20 protein-coding genes are annotated in these 16,799 nt (G+C 64.3%); 18 read left to right on the plus strand and 2 right to left on the minus strand.

Annotated elements, in window-relative coordinates; all coding sequences use genetic code 11:
* Positions 1-138: 138 nt before the first annotated feature.
* A complete protein-coding gene (gene ndk, locus ACQY5B_RS08745; RefSeq protein ID WP_420325579.1) occupies positions 139-561 on the plus strand; it encodes a nucleoside-diphosphate kinase in 423 nt (140 codons plus the stop codon).
* 83 nt (positions 562-644) lie between these two features.
* Here the strand turns inward: ndk and ACQY5B_RS08750 are convergent, their stop codons facing one another.
* Both ACQY5B_RS08750 and ACQY5B_RS08755 read right to left on the minus strand, forming a co-directional pair.
* Positions 645-977: a TfoX/Sxy family protein gene (locus ACQY5B_RS08750; RefSeq protein WP_420325578.1), complete on the minus strand. Its 333-nt coding sequence runs from the start codon at positions 975-977 to the stop codon at positions 645-647.
* Between the two features lie 126 nt (positions 978-1,103).
* Complete coding sequence (locus ACQY5B_RS08755) at positions 1,104-2,294, minus strand: pyridoxal phosphate-dependent aminotransferase (RefSeq protein WP_420325577.1); 1,191 nt, start codon at positions 2,292-2,294, stop codon at positions 1,104-1,106.
* A gap of 265 nt (positions 2,295-2,559) precedes the next feature.
* On the opposite strand from ACQY5B_RS08755, the gene ACQY5B_RS08760 reads away from it, so the two are divergent.
* The 17 genes from ACQY5B_RS08760 to ACQY5B_RS08840 all read left to right on the plus strand — a co-directional run bounded on the left by ACQY5B_RS08760 (position 2,560) and on the right by ACQY5B_RS08840 (position 16,763).
* Positions 2,560-2,934: a hypothetical protein gene (locus ACQY5B_RS08760; protein ID WP_420325576.1), complete on the plus strand. Its 375-nt coding sequence runs from the start codon at positions 2,560-2,562 to the stop codon at positions 2,932-2,934.
* A gap of 19 nt (positions 2,935-2,953) precedes the next feature.
* The gene (locus tag ACQY5B_RS08765) at positions 2,954-4,213 is read left to right on the plus strand and encodes a DNA-packaging protein (protein WP_420325575.1); all 1,260 of its coding nucleotides are present in this window, start codon (positions 2,954-2,956) and stop codon (positions 4,211-4,213) included.
* 335 nt (positions 4,214-4,548) lie between these two features.
* Positions 4,549-5,748, plus strand: coding sequence for a phage portal protein (locus tag ACQY5B_RS08770; protein WP_420325574.1), 1,200 nt, complete (start codon positions 4,549-4,551; stop codon positions 5,746-5,748).
* Positions 5,741-5,968, plus strand: coding sequence for a GTA head formation protein, RCAP_rcc01685 family (locus ACQY5B_RS08775; protein WP_305968426.1), 228 nt, complete (start codon positions 5,741-5,743; stop codon positions 5,966-5,968). Before ACQY5B_RS08770 ends, ACQY5B_RS08775 begins: the two co-directional genes overlap by 8 nt.
* 34 nt (positions 5,969-6,002) lie before the next feature.
* A complete protein-coding gene (locus tag ACQY5B_RS08780; protein WP_305968425.1) occupies positions 6,003-6,542 on the plus strand; it encodes an HK97 family phage prohead protease in 540 nt (179 codons plus the stop codon).
* Positions 6,543-6,569: 27 nt separating this feature from the next.
* Positions 6,570-7,751 carry a phage major capsid protein gene (locus ACQY5B_RS08785; protein ID WP_420325573.1) on the plus strand — a complete coding sequence of 394 codons (1,182 nt, stop codon included), beginning with the start codon at positions 6,570-6,572 and terminating at the stop codon, positions 7,749-7,751.
* A 156-nt stretch (positions 7,752-7,907) separates the two neighbouring features.
* Complete coding sequence (locus ACQY5B_RS08790; RefSeq protein ID WP_420325572.1) at positions 7,908-8,501, plus strand: head-tail connector protein; 594 nt, start codon at positions 7,908-7,910, stop codon at positions 8,499-8,501.
* 8 nt (positions 8,502-8,509) lie between these two features.
* On the plus strand, positions 8,510-8,833 hold the full coding sequence (locus ACQY5B_RS08795; protein WP_420325571.1) for a head-tail adaptor protein: 324 nt from the start codon (positions 8,510-8,512) through the stop codon (positions 8,831-8,833).
* Complete coding sequence (locus ACQY5B_RS08800; RefSeq protein WP_420325570.1) at positions 8,830-9,246, plus strand: DUF3168 domain-containing protein; 417 nt, start codon at positions 8,830-8,832, stop codon at positions 9,244-9,246. The genes ACQY5B_RS08795 and ACQY5B_RS08800 overlap by 4 nt, the downstream gene beginning before the upstream one ends.
* 46 nt (positions 9,247-9,292) lie before the next feature.
* Positions 9,293-9,700 carry a phage major tail protein, TP901-1 family gene (locus tag ACQY5B_RS08805; protein ID WP_420325569.1) on the plus strand — a complete coding sequence of 136 codons (408 nt, stop codon included), beginning with the start codon at positions 9,293-9,295 and terminating at the stop codon, positions 9,698-9,700.
* Positions 9,701-9,703: 3 nt separating this feature from the next.
* Positions 9,704-10,036, plus strand: a complete 333-nt coding sequence (locus ACQY5B_RS08810; RefSeq protein WP_420325568.1) for a gene transfer agent family protein — start codon at positions 9,704-9,706, stop codon at positions 10,034-10,036.
* Positions 10,023-10,223, plus strand: a complete 201-nt coding sequence (locus ACQY5B_RS08815; RefSeq protein WP_420325567.1) for a rcc01693 family protein — start codon at positions 10,023-10,025, stop codon at positions 10,221-10,223. Before ACQY5B_RS08810 ends, ACQY5B_RS08815 begins: the two co-directional genes overlap by 14 nt.
* Positions 10,220-10,870, plus strand: a complete 651-nt coding sequence (locus ACQY5B_RS08820; protein ID WP_420325566.1) for an RcGTA-type gene transfer agent tail tape measure protein — start codon at positions 10,220-10,222, stop codon at positions 10,868-10,870. Before ACQY5B_RS08815 ends, ACQY5B_RS08820 begins: the two co-directional genes overlap by 4 nt.
* 10 nt (positions 10,871-10,880) lie before the next feature.
* On the plus strand, positions 10,881-11,513 hold the full coding sequence (locus ACQY5B_RS08825; protein ID WP_421917675.1) for a phage distal tail protein, Rcc01695 family: 633 nt from the start codon (positions 10,881-10,883) through the stop codon (positions 11,511-11,513).
* Positions 11,513-12,397 carry a phage/gene transfer agent baseplate hub protein gene (locus ACQY5B_RS08830; protein ID WP_420325565.1) on the plus strand — a complete coding sequence of 295 codons (885 nt, stop codon included), beginning with the start codon at positions 11,513-11,515 and terminating at the stop codon, positions 12,395-12,397. The genes ACQY5B_RS08825 and ACQY5B_RS08830 overlap by 1 nt, the downstream gene beginning before the upstream one ends.
* Positions 12,394-12,828: an NlpC/P60 family protein gene (locus ACQY5B_RS08835; protein ID WP_420325564.1), complete on the plus strand. Its 435-nt coding sequence runs from the start codon at positions 12,394-12,396 to the stop codon at positions 12,826-12,828. The genes ACQY5B_RS08830 and ACQY5B_RS08835 overlap by 4 nt, the downstream gene beginning before the upstream one ends.
* Positions 12,828-16,763, plus strand: coding sequence for a baseplate multidomain protein megatron (locus tag ACQY5B_RS08840; RefSeq protein ID WP_420325563.1), 3,936 nt, complete (start codon positions 12,828-12,830; stop codon positions 16,761-16,763). Before ACQY5B_RS08835 ends, ACQY5B_RS08840 begins: the two co-directional genes overlap by 1 nt.
* Positions 16,764-16,799: the final 36 nt, after the last annotated feature.

The raw sequence follows: 16,799 nt of genomic DNA on the forward strand, positions 1-16,799 counted from the left end.
GTGGCGAGCGATCCGCAAGCCCGCCGTCCGCCTTGGCCGCAGATCCATGTCAGGGCTTTTCAAGCCGAGGGGGGCGTGCTACGCGCCAGCGCAGAATTCGGCCGGGCGAACCGGCCCCGAAACGCGAGGAAGACAGACATGGCCACCGAACGCACCCTTTCGATCATCAAACCCGACGCCACCAAGCGCAACCTGACCGGCAAGATCAACGCCAAGTTCGAAGAAGCGGGCCTGCGCATCATCGCGCAGAAGCGCATCCAGCTGACCAAGGCGCAGGCCGGCCAGTTCTACGCCGTGCACGCCGAGCGTCCCTTCTACGATGAACTGTGCGAATTCATGGCCTCCGAGCCGGTCGTCGTGCAGGTGCTGGAAGGCGAAGGCGCGATCCTGAAGAACCGCGAAGTCATGGGCGCGACCAACCCCGCCGATGCCGCACCGGGCACCATCCGCGCCGAGTTCGCAGAATCCGTGGGTGAGAACTCGGTCCACGGTTCCGACGCGCCGGAAACCGCCAAGGAAGAGATCTCCTTCTTCTTCTCGGGTCTCGAACTGGTCGGCTAAGCCGTCGTCGAGTTCTGAAATTGATGCCGCCTCCGGGACACCGGGGGCGGCATTTTTCGTTTGTCTGATGCTGGTCTGCTAGGTCAGCGGCGTTCGATCACGCCGATCTCGTCCAGGATGCGATCGAGCGCGGTCCGGGGGGCGGTGGTGGTCTGTGCCTTGAGCGCGTCGAACTGGGCGCGCAGGGCGTCCTTTTCCGCGCCCTTGCAGTCGTTCCAGGGGCGACCCTGAAGGGCCATGTGCAGGACGTAGTAGCCGATGAAATGTGGGCGTTCGCCGGAAACAAGCAGCTTGCGATAGGCCTCATGCGCGCCGAGAGCGCGCAGCGTTTCGGCGTCGGGAATGCCCGCGGCCGTGCAAGCCTTTTCGAAGGCCGGCCCCAGGTTGCGGATGGTACTGATCGGCGTGCCGCTCATGTCGGTATCGGATTGGCTGTGGCGACGAGCACGGCGGCGACAAAGTCCCTCGGGTGGGCCGATCCGGCGTTGCGGACATTGGCCGAAACGACAGGAGCGCCCGAGCAGAGCCTTTTCCTGCTAAGGTCAGGCATGGGCGCGGGCGTGGGTTTCGGCAAAGGCGCAAAGGGTCTGCAACGCCTCTACTAGCCGGTCATCGGCGACGGTCAGCGCCACGCGGATATGCCCGGCGGCGGATTTGCCAAAGCTTTCCCCCGGCATGACGGCGATGCGGTGGTCGTCCAGCAGGGCCTCGGCGAAGTCGCGGCCCGAGAGACCTGTCGCGCGGATGTCGAGCATGAGGTACATGGCGCCCTGCGCGGGGATGGCCTTGACCGTGGACTGCCCCTCGATCACCGTCAGCGCGAGGTCGCGGCGGCGGCGGAAGGGTTCTGCGATCTGTTCCTCGAGCCCGGCGCCCTGTTCCAGTGCAAAGAGCGCGCCGTCCTGGATGTAGCCGGGCACGCCGTAGGTGGTTGCGGTGGCCAGGTCGATCAGCCGGTCGATGGCCTCTGTCGGGCCGACAATCCAGCCGGCGCGGGACCCGGTCATGGCGTGGCTTTTCGACATGGAGCCGACAATCAGCGTGCGGTCCACCATGCCCGGAAGGCTGCGCGGGCTGACGTGCTGTCCTTGCCAGACCTGGGTGTCGTAGACCTCGTCCGAGATCAGCCAGAGATCGTTGTCCGTGCAGGCTTGCGCGATCTCTTGGAGCGTGTCGCGGGGATAGACCATGCCGGTGGGGTTGTTGGGCGTGTTGACCAGCAGGCTCTTGGCGCCGGTCTCGCGGGCGGCGGTCTGGATGGCGTCGCCGCGCGGGAGGAATGCGTCGGCGGCCTGCGTGGCGACGGGCACCGCGCGGCCCGAGGCGGCGCGGATCGTGCCGGGGTATGTGGCGTAATAGGGGTCGATGTAGAGCGCGGCATCGCCGGGGGTCAGCACGGCCATGTGCGCCGCAAAGAGCGCCGCCTGCCCGCCGGGGGTGATGAGCACGTTGTCGGGCGTGGTTGGCACGCCGGTGCGTTGGGTGATGCGGCTGGCCACGGCCTCGCGCAGGGCAGAGACGCCGGGGACCATCGCATAGCCCGTGTGACCGCCAAGGGCGGCGTCATGAATCGCCTGAAGGATCGCGGGATCGGTGCCGATGTCATGTTCGCCGATCGTCAGTTCGGTCACGGGCTCGCCCGCGGCGACGAGCGCGCGGGCACGGTAGAACACCTCCCACCCGTCGGAGCCGCCTTCGTTGAGCGTGGTGATACGGGAAGAGAGCTGGGCCATAGTGTTGTCCTTTCTTGGAAATGTCTTGCCAGAGCTGTCATGGCGCGGCAAGCCGCTTCTCCACGCGTTAATCATGGGTTCATAATTGTAAATGAATTCAGATGCTTGCGTCCGCGCCCCCGATTGACCCAGCGCGCGGTCGAACGTATGGTTTCAGACATGCTGGACGAGGTACGGCAGGCGGCCCCCGGGGGAACCCCTTGGGGCCGTTTTTCGTGCCCTGCCACCCAGGAGGGGCAACCTACAGGCAAAAAAGGTGTCGAGCATGAGCAGTGCAAAGCAGAAACAAGAAGAACCGCGCATCGTCATCATCGCCAGCGAGCGGTGCGAGCGTCTGCGCAGGCAGCGTGACCGGGCAACGGCCACGATTGCGGAACTCGTCGATCAGATCGGCGAACTGCAGGACAGGGCGAAAAGAGGGGATGTGGCGAAGAAGTCCGAGGCGAGCAGCGCCCTGGGCGAATTGCGGTACTGGCTGCGTGCAGCCCGGGAAACGGAGTTGGAACTTGAAGAGATCATCCGAAAGGAAGAGGGAATCAGCGATGTCTACGGACTCGACCTCGAGGCAGCCCGACTTGCGGTCGGGTGCCGCCTGGATAGCCTCCGGGCCTGCTGTTCTGAAGGACAGGTTCCTGAATGAAATGTCCGAGGGGGAGCGCATGGCGCTCCCCTACCTTTTCGAGTTCTGGGCCCATGCCCACCAGTTGCCGCCAGAGGGCGACTGGCGCACCTGGGTGATCCTGGGCGGGCGCGGCGCGGGCAAGACCCGCGCCGGGTCGGAATGGGTCAGGTCCCAGGTCGAAGGCGCCAAGCCGCTCGACAAGGGGCGTTGCCGGCGCATCGCGCTGATCGGCGAGACCTATGACCAGGCGCGCGAGGTGATGATCTACGGCGATAGCGGGATCATGAACTGCACACCGCCTGACCGGAAACCGAAATACATCTCGACGAGGCGGACGCTGGTCTGGCCCAACGGAGCCGAAGCGATGGTGTTTTCGGCACAGGACCCGGAGGCGCTGCGCGGGCCGCAGTTCGATGGCGCCTGGGCGGATGAATTCGCCAAGTGGAAAAAGGCGCAGGATGTCTGGGACATGTTGCAGTTCGGGCTGCGGTTGGGGGAGACGCCAAGGGTCTGCGTGACGACGACGCCGCGCAACGTGGGCGTGCTGAAGGAATTGCTGGACTTGCCTTCGACGGTATCGACTCATGCGCGGACCGAAGCCAATCAGGCGCATCTGGCCGAGACCTTCCTCGACGAGGTGCGGGCACGCTATGAGGGCCAGTCGCTTGGCCTGCAGGAACTGGACGGCGTGTTGCTGGACCAGGTGGACGGGGCCTTGTGGACACGGGAGATGCTGGACGGTGCGCGCGCCGGGCGGTTGCCCGACATGGACCGGGTCGTGGTTGCCGTGGATCCGCCGGCAGGCGCCGGGGCGCGGGCAGATGCCTGCGGGATCGTCGTGGCGGGACTGGTCGACAGCGAAGACCCGCGCGAGCGGCGGGCCTATGTGCTGGAAGATGCCTCTGTCCGGGGGCTGTCGCCGGTCGGCTGGGCGACGGCCGTTATCGAGGCGGCGGCGCGTTGGCAGGCCGACCGGGTGGTGGCCGAGGTCAACCAGGGCGGCGCCATGGTTGAGGCCACCTTGCGGCAGGTCGATCCCTATGTCGCCTACAAGTCGGTGCATGCTTCGCAGGGAAAATCGCAGCGGGCCGAGCCGGTGGCGGCGCTCTATGAACAGGGGCGGATCAAGCATTCCGTCGGGCTGGCAGACCTGGAGGCGCAGATGTGCCTGATGACACCCAATGGCTATCACGGGTCGGGCAGCCCGGACCGGGTGGATGCGCTGGTCTGGGCGCTGAGCGAGCTGATGCTGGGCGCCCGTCCGGTGAAGCGCGCTCCGCAGATGCGGGTGTTGTGACGGTGACGGCGGAGAGAAGCGCGCCGGTCCGGGGGCGTGCGGCCTTTGGGCCGCGTGGGGCGAGGGGCCAGCCCCTCGCGCTCCCCGGAAGTATTTACGGCCCAAAGCAACATGGGGTTCGGCGCTGATGTTGCGGTGTTGCGCTTAGGCCGGACGGTGGTGTGACGCGGACTTAAGGCGGTTTTTCTAGATTGCCTCAAGAGACGCGGAGGTGGGCAGCCTCCGGGCCAGATCAGAAGACGGAACAGACCGGCAGCGCGCGGATCAGCGGTTCGCGCGGACGAGACGGGTGCGGGCCGCCGGGCGCGCCGCCTTGGGAAAAGGAGTGACTTGGCATGGTATTCGATTTTCTGCGGCGGGGCGGACAGGCCGACGAGGTGCAGGGCGCGCCACAGGTCAAGGCCTCGGCGACGGGGCGCCTGGTGGCGCATCTCAACGGGGGCCGCGTGGCCTGGAGCCCGCGCGATACCGTGTCGTTGACCAAGCAGGCCTTTGCCGGCAACCCGGTGGGCTTCCGCGCGGTCAAGCTGATCGCCGAGGCGGCGGCGGCGCTGCCCCTGGTTCTGCAGGACAATGCGACGCGCTATGCCGAGCACCCGATCCTCAAGCTGGTGGCGGCGCCCAACCCGGCCCAGGGGCGGGCCGAACTGTTCGAGGCATTGTATGGTCAGCTGCTGCTGTCAGGGGACGGTTACGTGGAGGCGGTCGCGGGTGAAAGCGGGCTGCCCTTCGAATTGCACGTCTTGCGCAGTGACCGGATGAGCGTGGTGCCCGGCGCAGATGGCTGGCCGGTGGCCTATGAATACGCCGTGGGCGGGCGCAAGCATCGATTTGGGGTGACGGGTCCGGTGTCGCCGATCTGCCATGTGAAGGCCTTTCACCCGCAGGACGATCACTATGGATTGTCGCCCCTGCAGGCGGCGGCGCAGGCGGTGGACGTGCACAACGCGGCCTCGCGCTGGTCGAAGGGGCTGCTGGACAATGCGGCGCGTCCTTCGGGCGCGATCGTCTGGACGGGGGCGGACGGGCAGGGACACCTGAGCCCGGAGCAGTTCGAGCGCCTGCAGTCCGAGATGGAGATGCACCACCAGGGGGCGCGGAATGCCGGGCGGCCAATGCTGCTGGAAGGCGGGCTGGACTGGAAGCCGATGGGCTTTTCGCCCTCGGACATGGAGTTCCAGAAAACCAAGGAATCGGCGGCGCGAGAGATCGCCGTGGCCTTCGGTGTGCCGCCGATGATGCTGGGGATCCCCGGAGAAGCGACCTATGCCAACTACGCCGAGGCGCACCGGGCCTTCTATCGGCAGACGGTTTTGCCGCTGGCAACAAAGGTGGCCGCGAGTGTCGGGCGCTGGCTCTCGTCGTGGAGCGGCGAGGAGGTCGTGCTGGCCCCCGACATGGACCAGGTGCCGGCGCTGGCCACAGAGCGCGATGCGCAATGGAACCGCGTGGCGCAGGCCGATTTCCTGACCCGTGCCGAGAAACGCCGGATGCTGGGCCTGCCCGTCGAGGCCGAGGAGGACACCAGTGACTGATCTGCGTTCGCGACACGAGGCGTTTGCCTGTGCGCCGGGACTGCGCCTGGAGGCGCATGAACGGGTCAGCAAGCTGCAGTTCGATGCGCTGACGGACCGTTTCGAACGGTTGGAGGCGTTGATCGAGCGATTGGAGCGGCGGCTGTGGCTGACGGTTTACGGGGTGGCGGGGGTGATCCTTGCGGATCTCTTCCAGGGGTTTCTGAGTGCGGCGCCCTGAGGGAACGGGCTGCGCTCCTAGCAGAGGGATCGAGATGGAACTTGAGCATAAATTCTGCCGCTTTGATGCGGATGTGACGGTCGAGGGGCGCGACATCGAGGGCTATGCCTCGTTGTTTGGTGCCTGCGACCAAGGCGGCGACGTGGTGGCCCGGGGTGCATATGCAAGGTCGCTGAAACGGCTGGCCGGCGAAGGCCGCGCGGTCAAGATGCTGTGGCAGCACGACCCGGCGCAGCCCATCGGGATCTGGCAGGAGGTCCGCGAGGACGAACGCGGTCTCTACGTCAAGGGGCGCCTGCTCGACAGTGTTGAACGGGGCCGCGAGGCGGCGGCGCTGATCGAGGCGGGGGCCATCGACGGGTTGTCTATCGGCTATCGCACGCTGAAAGCCACGAAGAACGACAAGGGCCATCGGGTCCTGACGGAACTGGAGCTTTGGGAAGTGTCGCTGGTGACCTTTCCGATGCTGCCCAGTGCGCGGGTGGCGTCCAAGGGGGAAAGTCCCGACGACATCGCCCTGCGCGATCTGGCGGAGGCCCTAGAGGGCATGCGCCGCAACCTGGCGGGCGGCTGACGCGCGCCACTCATGAGGGAACGAAGGATGAGCGACACCGAGACCAAGTCTCGGACCGGGGAAGATCTGTCTCCGGTCGCCCGGGTGAGTGCCGCGATGGCGGGACTGATCGGGGACTACAAGGCCCTGCAGGCCGACCTTGAAGAGAAGCTTCAGAAACAGGAAGAGCGACTGACCATGCTGGATCACAAGACCGCGAAAGCGAACCGTCCGGCGCTTTCGACCCGTACCGAGGTCGAGGCCCCCCACCTGAAGGCGTTCGACGCCTATCTGCGCACCGGCGACGACGATGCCCTGCGCGGCCTTGAACTGGAAGGCAAGGCCATGTCCACGGTGATCAACTCGGACGGCGGGTTCCTGGTGGATCCCGAAACCGCCCAGACCATCAAGTCCAAGCTGGACTCCAAGGTCTCGATCCGGGCGATTTCCAGCGTGGTGAACGTCGAAGCCTCGTCCTTTGACGTGCTGATCGACCAGAACGATACCGGTGCGGGCTGGGCCAACGAGACCTCGTCGACCGCCGAGACCGGGACGCCCACGGTCGAGCGGATCTCGATCCCGCTCTACGAGTTGAACGCGATGCCAAAGGTTTCGCAGCGCCTGCTGGATGACAGTGCCTTCGACGTCGAGAACTGGCTGGCGGCGCGGATCGCGGACAAGTTCGTGCGCGCCGAGGCGGCGGCCTTTGTCAACGGCGACGGTATCGACAAGCCGACCGGCTTTCTGACTCATCCGACCGTCGAGAATGACAGTTGGACCTGGGGCAGCCTGGGGTACAAGGCATCGGGGTCGGCAAGCGATCTAGGCAACGGCGATGTGCTGATCGACGTCACCTATGCGTTGGACTCGCGCTATCGCGCCAATGCGAGCTTCGTGATGAATTCGAAGACTGCAGCGGCGATCCGCAAGCTCAAGGACAATGATGGCCGTCACCTGTGGAACGATGGTCTGGCTGCCGGTGAACCCGCGCGTCTGCTGGGATACCCGGTGCTGATCGTCGAAGACATGCCAGACGTCGAGGCGGATGCCTACCCCATCGCCTTTGGTGATTTCGGTGCCGGCTATACCGTCGCCGAACGGCCGGACCTGCGCGTGCTGCGCGATCCCTTCAGCGCCAAGCCGCACGTCCTGTTCTATGCCACCAAGCGCGTGGGCGGCGACGTGAGCGATTTCGCTGCCATCAAGCTGCTGCGCGTCGCCGTCAGCTGAGCCTGGCCATGAGATGGGAGGCGGGCCCCCGGGCCCGTCTCTCTGGGGCGCGCGCCTGTTCATGTTGTCCAGCTACCCCTCCGCCCGTGCAGCCTGGGCGGCGCGCGCCCAACCGCCTGGCGGACTAGGGATGGTCGAGGATTTCGGAGAAGAAACATGATGTTGGTGGAAGAAACCCAGGTGCCGGAGGCGGCGCTTCCGATCGATGCCTTGAAGGACCACCTGCTGCTGGGCAGCGGTTTTACCGAGAGTGATCTGCAGGATCCGGTTCTGGTCTCATTCCTGCGCGCGGCGCTGGCCGCGATCGAGGGACGGACGAGCAAGGCTCTGATCTCCAGGGGCTTTCTGATGACGCTTGATCGCTGGAGCTCTTGCGAAGGACAGCGGCTGCCCGTGGGGCCGGTTCAGGCCGTTACGGAGGTGACTGTTGTCGATGCCTACGGCGCGGCAACAACCATCGACCCCGGCAGTTACCGGCTGCAGAAGGATCTCTTTGACCCGAAGCTTCGGCCTACTGGAACACGTCTTCCGGGAGTTCCGACGGGGGGATCGGTGGAGATCCGTTTCGACGCTGGATACGGCGCGGCTTTCGATGCGGTGCCGGCGGACCTGAGACAGGCGGTCCTGATGCTGGCGGCGCACTACTACGAGTACCGTAGCGACACCGCGCTGAGCCAGGGATGCATGCCGTTTGGCGTGACCAGCCTGATCGCCCGCTACCGCCCGTTGCGCATGGGGTTGGGCGCATGAGCCGCCGGATGAACAGGCGGTTGGTGCTGGAGGCGCCTCAGCGCGTTGGGGACGGTGCCGGAGGGTTCGAGGAAACCTGGTCGGCGCTGGGCACGCTATGGGCCGAGGTCAAGCCGCGGACCGGGCGGCTGGCCCGGGGGGAGACCGGCGAGATTTCAATCGGGGGGTTTCGGATCACGGTGCGCGGGGCGCCGCAGGGACACTCTCACCGCCCTGGGCCGGGGCAAAGGTTTCGCATGGGGACGCGGCTGTTCCGGATCGAATCCGTGACCGAGCAGGAACCCTCGGGACTCTACCTGATCTGCGAATGCCAGGAGGAGCTTTCGGCATGAGTTACGCGGTAGCGAGCGCCTTGCAGGCTTCTGTCTTTGCCCGCCTTCAGGGTGACGCGGCGTTGGGTGCGCTGGTGGGGGGCGACATCTACGACGCGCTGCCCACGGGGACCTTGCCGCCGATCTATGTCGCGCTGGGACCGGAGACGGCGAAGGACGCTGGCGACAAGAGCGGGGCGGGAGCCTGGCACAGGTTCGTCGTGTCGGTAGTGACATCGAAGTCGGGTTTTCAAACCGCCAAGGACGCGGCGGCGGCGGTCAGCGATGCGCTGCACGGTGCTGATCTGGCGCTGACCCGGGGACACTTGGTCGGCCTGTGGTTCGAGAGAGCGAAGGCCAAGCGCGAGAGCCGCGGATTGCGGTGCATCGACCTGACCTTTCGCGCGCGGGTCGAGGACGACGGTGCGCAATGAATGCGCGTCCCGATGATGAATGAAAACTTTTCGCAGGAGTGAAACAATGACGGCACAGAACGGAAAAGACCTGCTGATCAAGGTCGACGTCAGCGGCACGTTCGAAACCCTGGCGGGACTGCGCGCAACGCGTATCAGCTTTAACGCCGAGCAGGTCGATGTGACCACGCTGGAAAGCAGCGGTGGATGGCGGGAACTGCTGGCAGGTGCCGGTGTCAAATCGGCGAGCTTGAGCGGGTCGGGCGTGTTCAAGGACGGGGCCACGGACGAACGCGCCCGCCAGATCTTCTTTGACGGCGTCACCCCGGCCTTTCAGGTCATTATCCCGGATTTCGGTACGGTCGAGGGACCTTTTCAGGTGACGTCGATCGAATACGCCGGCGCACATGACGGCGAGGCGACCTACGAGTTAGCGCTGGCCTCGGCGGGCGCGCTCAGTTTCACGGCGGTGTAAGGCATGGGCAATCCGTGGCGGGGGGACGTGGTGCTGGTCATCGAAGGCCAGAGCCACCTGATGCGGTTGACGCTTGGGGCGTTGGCAGAACTTGAAGCCGGACTGTCCACCGGATCGCTTGTCGACCTGGTGCAGCGTTTCGAGACCGGAGAATTCAGCACGCGTGACGTGTTGACGCTCATCGTGGCGGGGCTGCGCGGCGGGGGTTGGAAAGGGCAGGCCGGCGATCTTCTGTCCGCAGAAATCGAAGGTGGTCCAATGGCTGCGGCCCGCGCGGCAGCCGAGCTGTTGGCACGGGCCTTCATGATGCCGGAGACCGGTGATGGCGGGGTTTGACTGGCCGGCCCTCATGCGCGCGGGGATGCGGGGTCTTGGCCTCAAACCCTGGGAATTCTGGGCGCTGACGCCCGCCGAGTTGCAACTGATGCTGGGCGAGGGAGACGGCGCGAAACCAATGGGACGTGAAAGGTTGACCGAACTGATGTCGGCCTTTCCTGACGATATGCGAGGTGACGGGACATGATCGATGATCTTGATGACCAGGTCGAGGCGCTGGAGACCTCCTTGGGTGGTGCGATCGGGATGGCGGCGCAATTTGATGCCGAATTGAAACGCATTCACGGGACCTTTTCAGCCACCGGACGCGGTGCAGCCAAGCTGGAGTCGACGTTGAGCCGGGGGGTGGCCAGGGCCATCGACGGGGTCGTTCTGGATGGCATGAAGCTTTCTGATGCGCTCCGTACGGTCGCGCAGTCCATGATCGACGCGGCCTGGAAGGCGGCCGTGACGCCAGTCGCCAGCCACGTTGGTGGGATTTTGTCCTCTGCCGTGTCGGGCATCTTTGGCCGCGCTTCGCCCTTTGCCGACGGAGCAGGATTCTCGCAAGGTCGGGTGATGCCCTTTGCCAATGGCGGAGTTGTGGCAAGCCCGACCTATTTCCCGATGCGCGGCGGCACCGGACTGATGGGCGAGGCTGGTCCAGAGGCGATCATGCCGCTGACCAGAGGCGCCGATGGCAAGCTTGGCGTGCGCGCCGAGGGCGGCAGGCAGGGACCGGTGACGGTGGTCATGAATATCTCCACGCCGGACGTGGCGGGATTCCAGCGCAGCCAGAGTCAGATCGCCGCCCGTATGGGGCAGGTGCTGAGCCGTGGCGCGCGCAACCGCTGAGGAGGATGCCATGAGCTTTCACGAGGTGAGATTCCCGACCGATTTGAGCTTTGGTTCGGTGGGGGGGCCAGAGCGGCGCACGGATATCGTGACTCTGACGTCTGGATTTGAAGAGCGCAATACACCCTGGGCACATTCCCGCAGGCGATATGATGCGGGCCTTGGCCTGAGGTCACTCGATGATCTGGCTGAACTGATCGCCTTTTTCGAGGCGCGTCAGGGGCAGTTGTACGGGTTTCGCTGGAAAGACTGGGCGGATTTCAAGTCCTGCGCGCCATCCGCTGTTCCAAGTTCGTCAGACCAGTTGATTGGAACCGGTGATGGTGCGCGCAACGGGTTTCGGTTGTCCAAGACATATGCGTCAGGTGGCGCAAGTTATGTCCGGCCCGTGGCCAAGCCCGTTGCCGGGTCTGTTCTGGTCGAGGTCGACGGTATCCCTTTGACCGAAGGGGCGGGGTTTGTCGTCGAGACCGAAACGGGCATCGTGACGCTGCAAAGCGCGCCCGGGGTCGGGCAGGAGGTTCGTGCAGGTTTCGTCTTTGACGTGCCGGTAAGGTTCGACACTGACCGCATTCATGTCAGTGCCGGCGCTTTCAATGCAGGTCAGATTCCCGACATTCCAGTGGTGGAGGTAAGAGTCTGATGGGCGCAGAGGAATTGAATGCCCACCTGTCCGGTGGCTTGACGACCGTCGCTCGTGCCTGGGCCGTGACGCGCAAGGATGGCCTGCGCATGGGGTTCACTGACCACGATCAGGACTTGGCTTTCGATGGGCTGGTTTTCAAGGCCGACAGCGGTATGTCGGCAAGGGCGCTTAGCCAGTCAACCGGCCTGTCGGTGGACAATTCCGAGGCGATGGGCGCCTTGAGCGCCAGTGCCATCAGTGAAACGGATATCGCCGCAGGCCGCTTCGATGGAGCCGAAGTTGTTGCTTGGTTGGTGAATTGGGCGGATGTTTCGGCGCGTCGGATCATCTTTCGCGGAGCGATTGGTGAATTGCGGCGTGGCGATGGAGCGTTTCATGCCGAACTTCGTGGGCTGACAGAGATGCTAAACCGTCCGGTGGGACGGGTGTATCAAAAGCCATGCTCGGCAGTGTTGGGAGATGCGGAGTGTGGTTTTGACCTGTCGTCAAGTGGGTATGTCTATACAGGCTCGCTGCTCGACGTAGAGCAGAACCAAGTCTTCTTGGCGGGCGGTCTGTCCGGCTTTTCCGCCGGATGGTTCCAACGCGGCAAGCTGGAAGTCCTGACCGGTGACGCCCACGGGTTGGTCGGTGCAATCAAGCGGGACCATGTGCGCAAGGATGGTAAGCGGGCGATCGAGCTTTGGGAGCCGATGCGGGCAGTGCCGCAGACCGGCGACCAGGTGCGCCTGACTGCGGGATGTGACCGGCGCTTTGAGACCTGCCACCTGAAGTTCGGCAACCACCTGAACTACAGGGGGTTCCCCGATTTGCCCGAGGAGGACTGGATCACGGTTCATCCAAGCCATGCGAAACGACTGGACGGCGGGAGCCGCAGATGAACCGGATTGTGATGGCGGCCCGGGGCTGGATCGGCACGCCCTATGTCCACCAGGCCTCGTGCAAAGGTGCGGGGTGTGATTGTCTGGGCTTGTTGCGTGGGGTCTGGCGCGAGGTGATCGGCGAAGAACCCGCAATCGTGCCCGCCTATAGCAGGGACTGGTCCGAGCCCCAGGGTGAGGAACGCCTTTGGCGGGCCGGTCGCCGGCACATGACGGAAAAAGACCCGGAAGATGTGGCCGAGGGAGATGTACTTTTGTTCCGGATGCGGGACGGGGCGGTGGCCAAACATCTTGGCCTTCAGGCGCGGGTAGGGCCGGGGGCAAGCTTCATCCATGCGTACAGCGGACATGGCGTAGTCGAGAGCGCCTTGAGCGCGCCTTGGGCGCGGCGGGTCGTGGCCCGCTTCGCCCTTCCTTTGGAGATAGAGTGATGGCGACGATCCTTCTTTCCGCCGCAGGTGCGGCAATTGGCAGTACCGTCGGCGGCTCTGTCCTGGGCCTGTCGATGACGGCGGTTGGCCGGTTCATAGGGGCCTCCATCGGCCGCTCACTGGACCAGCGACTGCTTGGGGCGGGGTCAGAGGCGGTGGACACCGGCAAGATCGACCGGTTTCGGCTGACCGGGGCCGGGGAAGGGGCGCCCATTGCGCAGGTCTATGGGCGTATGCGCATTGGCGGCCATGTAATCTGGGCGACCGAATTCCAAGAGAGCGTCCGCGAAACGGGTGGATCTGGCAAGGGGGCAGCGCCTCAGCCCAGGATCCGGGAACACAGCTACTCCGTCAGCTTGGCCCTGGCGCTCTGCGAAGGTCAGATCGCATCTGTCGGCCGGGTCTGGGCGGATGGAGCCGAGATTGCCGTGGATGACCTGAACATGCGGGTCTACGCGGGGACGCAGGATCAGCTGCCCGATCCCAAGATCGAGGCGGTCGAAGGCGCGGGGCAGGCGCCCGCCTATCGCGGTACGGCCTATGTGGTCATAGAGGACCTGCCACTGGACCGCTTTGGCAACCGCGTCCCGCAGTTCAGTTTCGAGGTGACGCGCCCGGATTCCTCGTCGGGCGAAATTCCCGATCTTGTTCGGGGTGTCGCCATGATCCCGGGGACCGGTGAATACGCCCTCGCCACCGATCCAGTCTATATGCGGCACGCCGCAAGCGCCTTGGACAACCCGTTTGGTATCGGTGCGAACGGCAAGGCCGTCGCCAATGTCAATTCGCCCTCCGAAGCGCCGGATTTTGTCACATCGCTGAAACAACTCCGCGAAGAGGCGCCGAATTGCGGCGCGGCCTCGCTCATCGTGAGCTGGTTCGGGAATGATTTGCGCTGTGGCAGTTGCACTATCCGCCCCAAGGTCGAGCAGTCAGAATATGAGGCAAAGTCAATGCCCTGGTCGGTCGCCGGGGTTGATCGGAGTTCCGCAGAGATCGTGGCCCAAAGAGACGGGCGCCCGGTCTACGGAGGTACGCCAACCGATGCTTCCGTAATCCAGGCGATCCATGAGATGCAGGCCGTAGGCCTTGGGGTCATGTATTACCCCTTTATCCTGATGGACCAGATGCCCGGCAATGAATTGCCCGATCCCTGGACCGGGGCGGTGGAACAGTCCGCGTTGCCTTGGCGCGGGAGGATCACGCTGAGCACTGCGCCCGGACAATCTGGCTCTCCGGACGGGACTGCAACGGCCGATGCGGAGGTCGCGGCCTTCTTTGGCACGGCTTCTGCAAATGACTTCTCGGTGACGGACGGTACGGTTGGATACTCCGGCCCGCAGGAATGGGGTTATCGGCGTTTTATCCTGCACCAGGCGGCGCTTTGTGCGGCGGCCGGGGGGGTGGAGGCCTTCTGCATTGGTTCCGAGATGCGCGGTTTGACCCAGATTCGCGGCGCCTCAGGATTTGCTGCGGTAGCCGCACTGAAGGAACTCGCGGCTGAGTGTCGCGCCTTGCTGGGGTCTTCGGTCATGATCGGTTACGCAGCGGATTGGACAGAGTATTTCGGGTATCAGCCGAATGACGGTTCTGGCGACTTGTTCTTTCACCTGGACCCGCTCTGGTCAGATCCCGAAATAGATTTCGTCGGTATCGATAATTACATGCCGCTCTCTGACTGGCGTGATGGAGAAGAGCACGCGGACGCGGGTTGGGGGAGCATCTACAACCCGGACTACCTGCGCGCCAATATCGAAGGCGGGGAAGGGTATGATTGGGTATATGCGTCCGAGGCCGACCGGGACGCGCAAGTGCGCACACCAATCAGCGACGGAGCGCATGGCGAACCTTGGGTCTGGCGCCACAAGGACCTGCGCAACTGGTGGAGCAATACCCACCACGAGCGAATTGGCGGCGTAAGGCAATCCACGGCGACCGGTTGGCAGCCGGAATCCAAACCAATCTGGTTCACGGAGTTGGGATGTGCCGCGATCGACAAGGGGACGAACCAGCCCAACAAGTTTCTGGATCCGAAATCCTCGGAATCGAACCTTCCGCATTATTCAAACGGAAACAGGGATGAGACGATCCAGCAACAATATCTCAAGGCTCAGCTGGGCTATTGGGGGGACGCCGGCAACAACCCTGTGTCGTCCGTCTATGGTGGGCAGATGCTGGACCTCGAGCACTGTTTCGTCTGGGCTTGGGATGCACGGCCTTATCCCTGGTTTCCGGCGGAAGAGGAACTTTGGTCGGACGGGCCGAACTATCGCCGGGGGCACTGGTTGAACGGGCGACTATCCACTCGAAGCCTTGCCTCTGTCGTAAGAGAGATCTGTTCCCGGGTCGGTTTGACGGATGTGGATACGAGGGATCTGGACGGCATCGTGCGGGGATACGTCGTGCCCAATGTCAGTGATGCGAGGCGAGCACTGCAGCCGTTGATGTTGGCTTACGGGTTCGATGCCATAGAACGGGACGGCACGCTTGTTTTTCGGATGCGCCGGGGGTTGGGGCCGGTGGAGATTTCGCGTGAAGTCTTGGCCGTCAGTGACGAGATCGAAGGCGACCTGATGGAAACTCGGGCAAGCGAGGCCGAAATGGCCGGGCGTGTGCGTGTGCAATTTGTCCTGGCAGATGCGGATCATCAGGTTGCGTCAGAAGAGGCGGTGTTGCCTGATGAGGCGACGCATGCGGTTTCGGAAACCGACATGCCGCTGGCGCTGACCCGCGGTGAAGGACGGCAGACGGCAGAACGCTGGCTTGCAGAGGCGAGGGTCGCTCGGGATACCTTGCGGTTTGCCTTGCCCCCGTCACAACTTTCGCTTGGCGCTGGTGATATTGTCCGACTGCCTTCTCAAAGTGGGCCAACCCTGGCGCGGATCGACAAGGTTGACATCATGGAGCACCAGATCGTCGATGCGGTCCGGATCGAACCGGATGTGATGCTGCCTTCGGATATGATTGAAGAGGCGGCGCAGGTCCGACCCTTTACGCCGGCCGTGCCGGTGACGCCGGTGTTCCTCGACCTGCCATTGATCAGCGGCGATGAAGTGCCGCACGCACCCCATTTGGCGCTGACCGCAACACCCTGGCCGGGTTCCGTGGCGATCTATGACGCCGCCCAGGACGCGGACTATGCTTTGAACGGTATCGCGGCCGCACGGTCGATTGTCGGTCTGACCGAAACTGACCTGCCCGTGGCTCGACCAGGGGTGATCGATAACGGAGCGCCGGTCGAAGTGCGGTTGGCCAGTGGAAGCCTGCAATCGATCAGCGACGCAGCTCTCCTCGCGGGAAGCAATCTGATGGCCATCGGCGACGGGACGCCGGGAAACTGGGAACTTTTCCAGTTCCGGGATGCCGAAATGATCTCAGAGGGGCGCTGGCGCCTTTCTCACCGTCTGCGCGGCCAGGTGGGGAGCGACGGTTTGATGCCGCCCAACTGGCCCGCCGGTTCATGGGTTGTTCTGCTGGATGGCTCGTCTTCACAGATCGCGCTCAAATCCAGGCACAGGGGGCTGGAGCGACATTATCGGATCGGGCCGGCAAGTCAGACCTATGATCATGCGTCGTACGAACATCGGGTGCATGTCTTCGAAGGGAACGGCCTGCGACCATACAGGCCTGCGCATCTGCAAGCGGAACAAGCGAACGGCGACTTGTCCGTCCGCTGGATTCGGCGCACACGGATCGACGGAGACGGATGGGACCGCGCAGAGGTGCCCTTGGGCGAGGACAGCGAAGCCTACCAGGTGCAGGTGCGCCAAGGCGCGGCTGTACTTCGGGACGTGACCGTACATACCCGGCAATGGGTCTACACTGTTTCAGACATGGCCGGCGACGGCGCGGGCGGCAGCATCACGTTGCGCGTGGCTCAGGTCTCGGAACGGTATGGCGCCGGCCCATTTGCGGAACTGCAGGTGACGGTGTGAAACCGGTACAACCCGGGGATGTGACAGCGGCGGCAC

It is taken from the genome of Antarctobacter sp. (assembly GCF_965277915.1).
In the GTDB taxonomy this organism is placed as follows: Bacteria; Pseudomonadota; Alphaproteobacteria; order Rhodobacterales; family Rhodobacteraceae; genus Antarctobacter.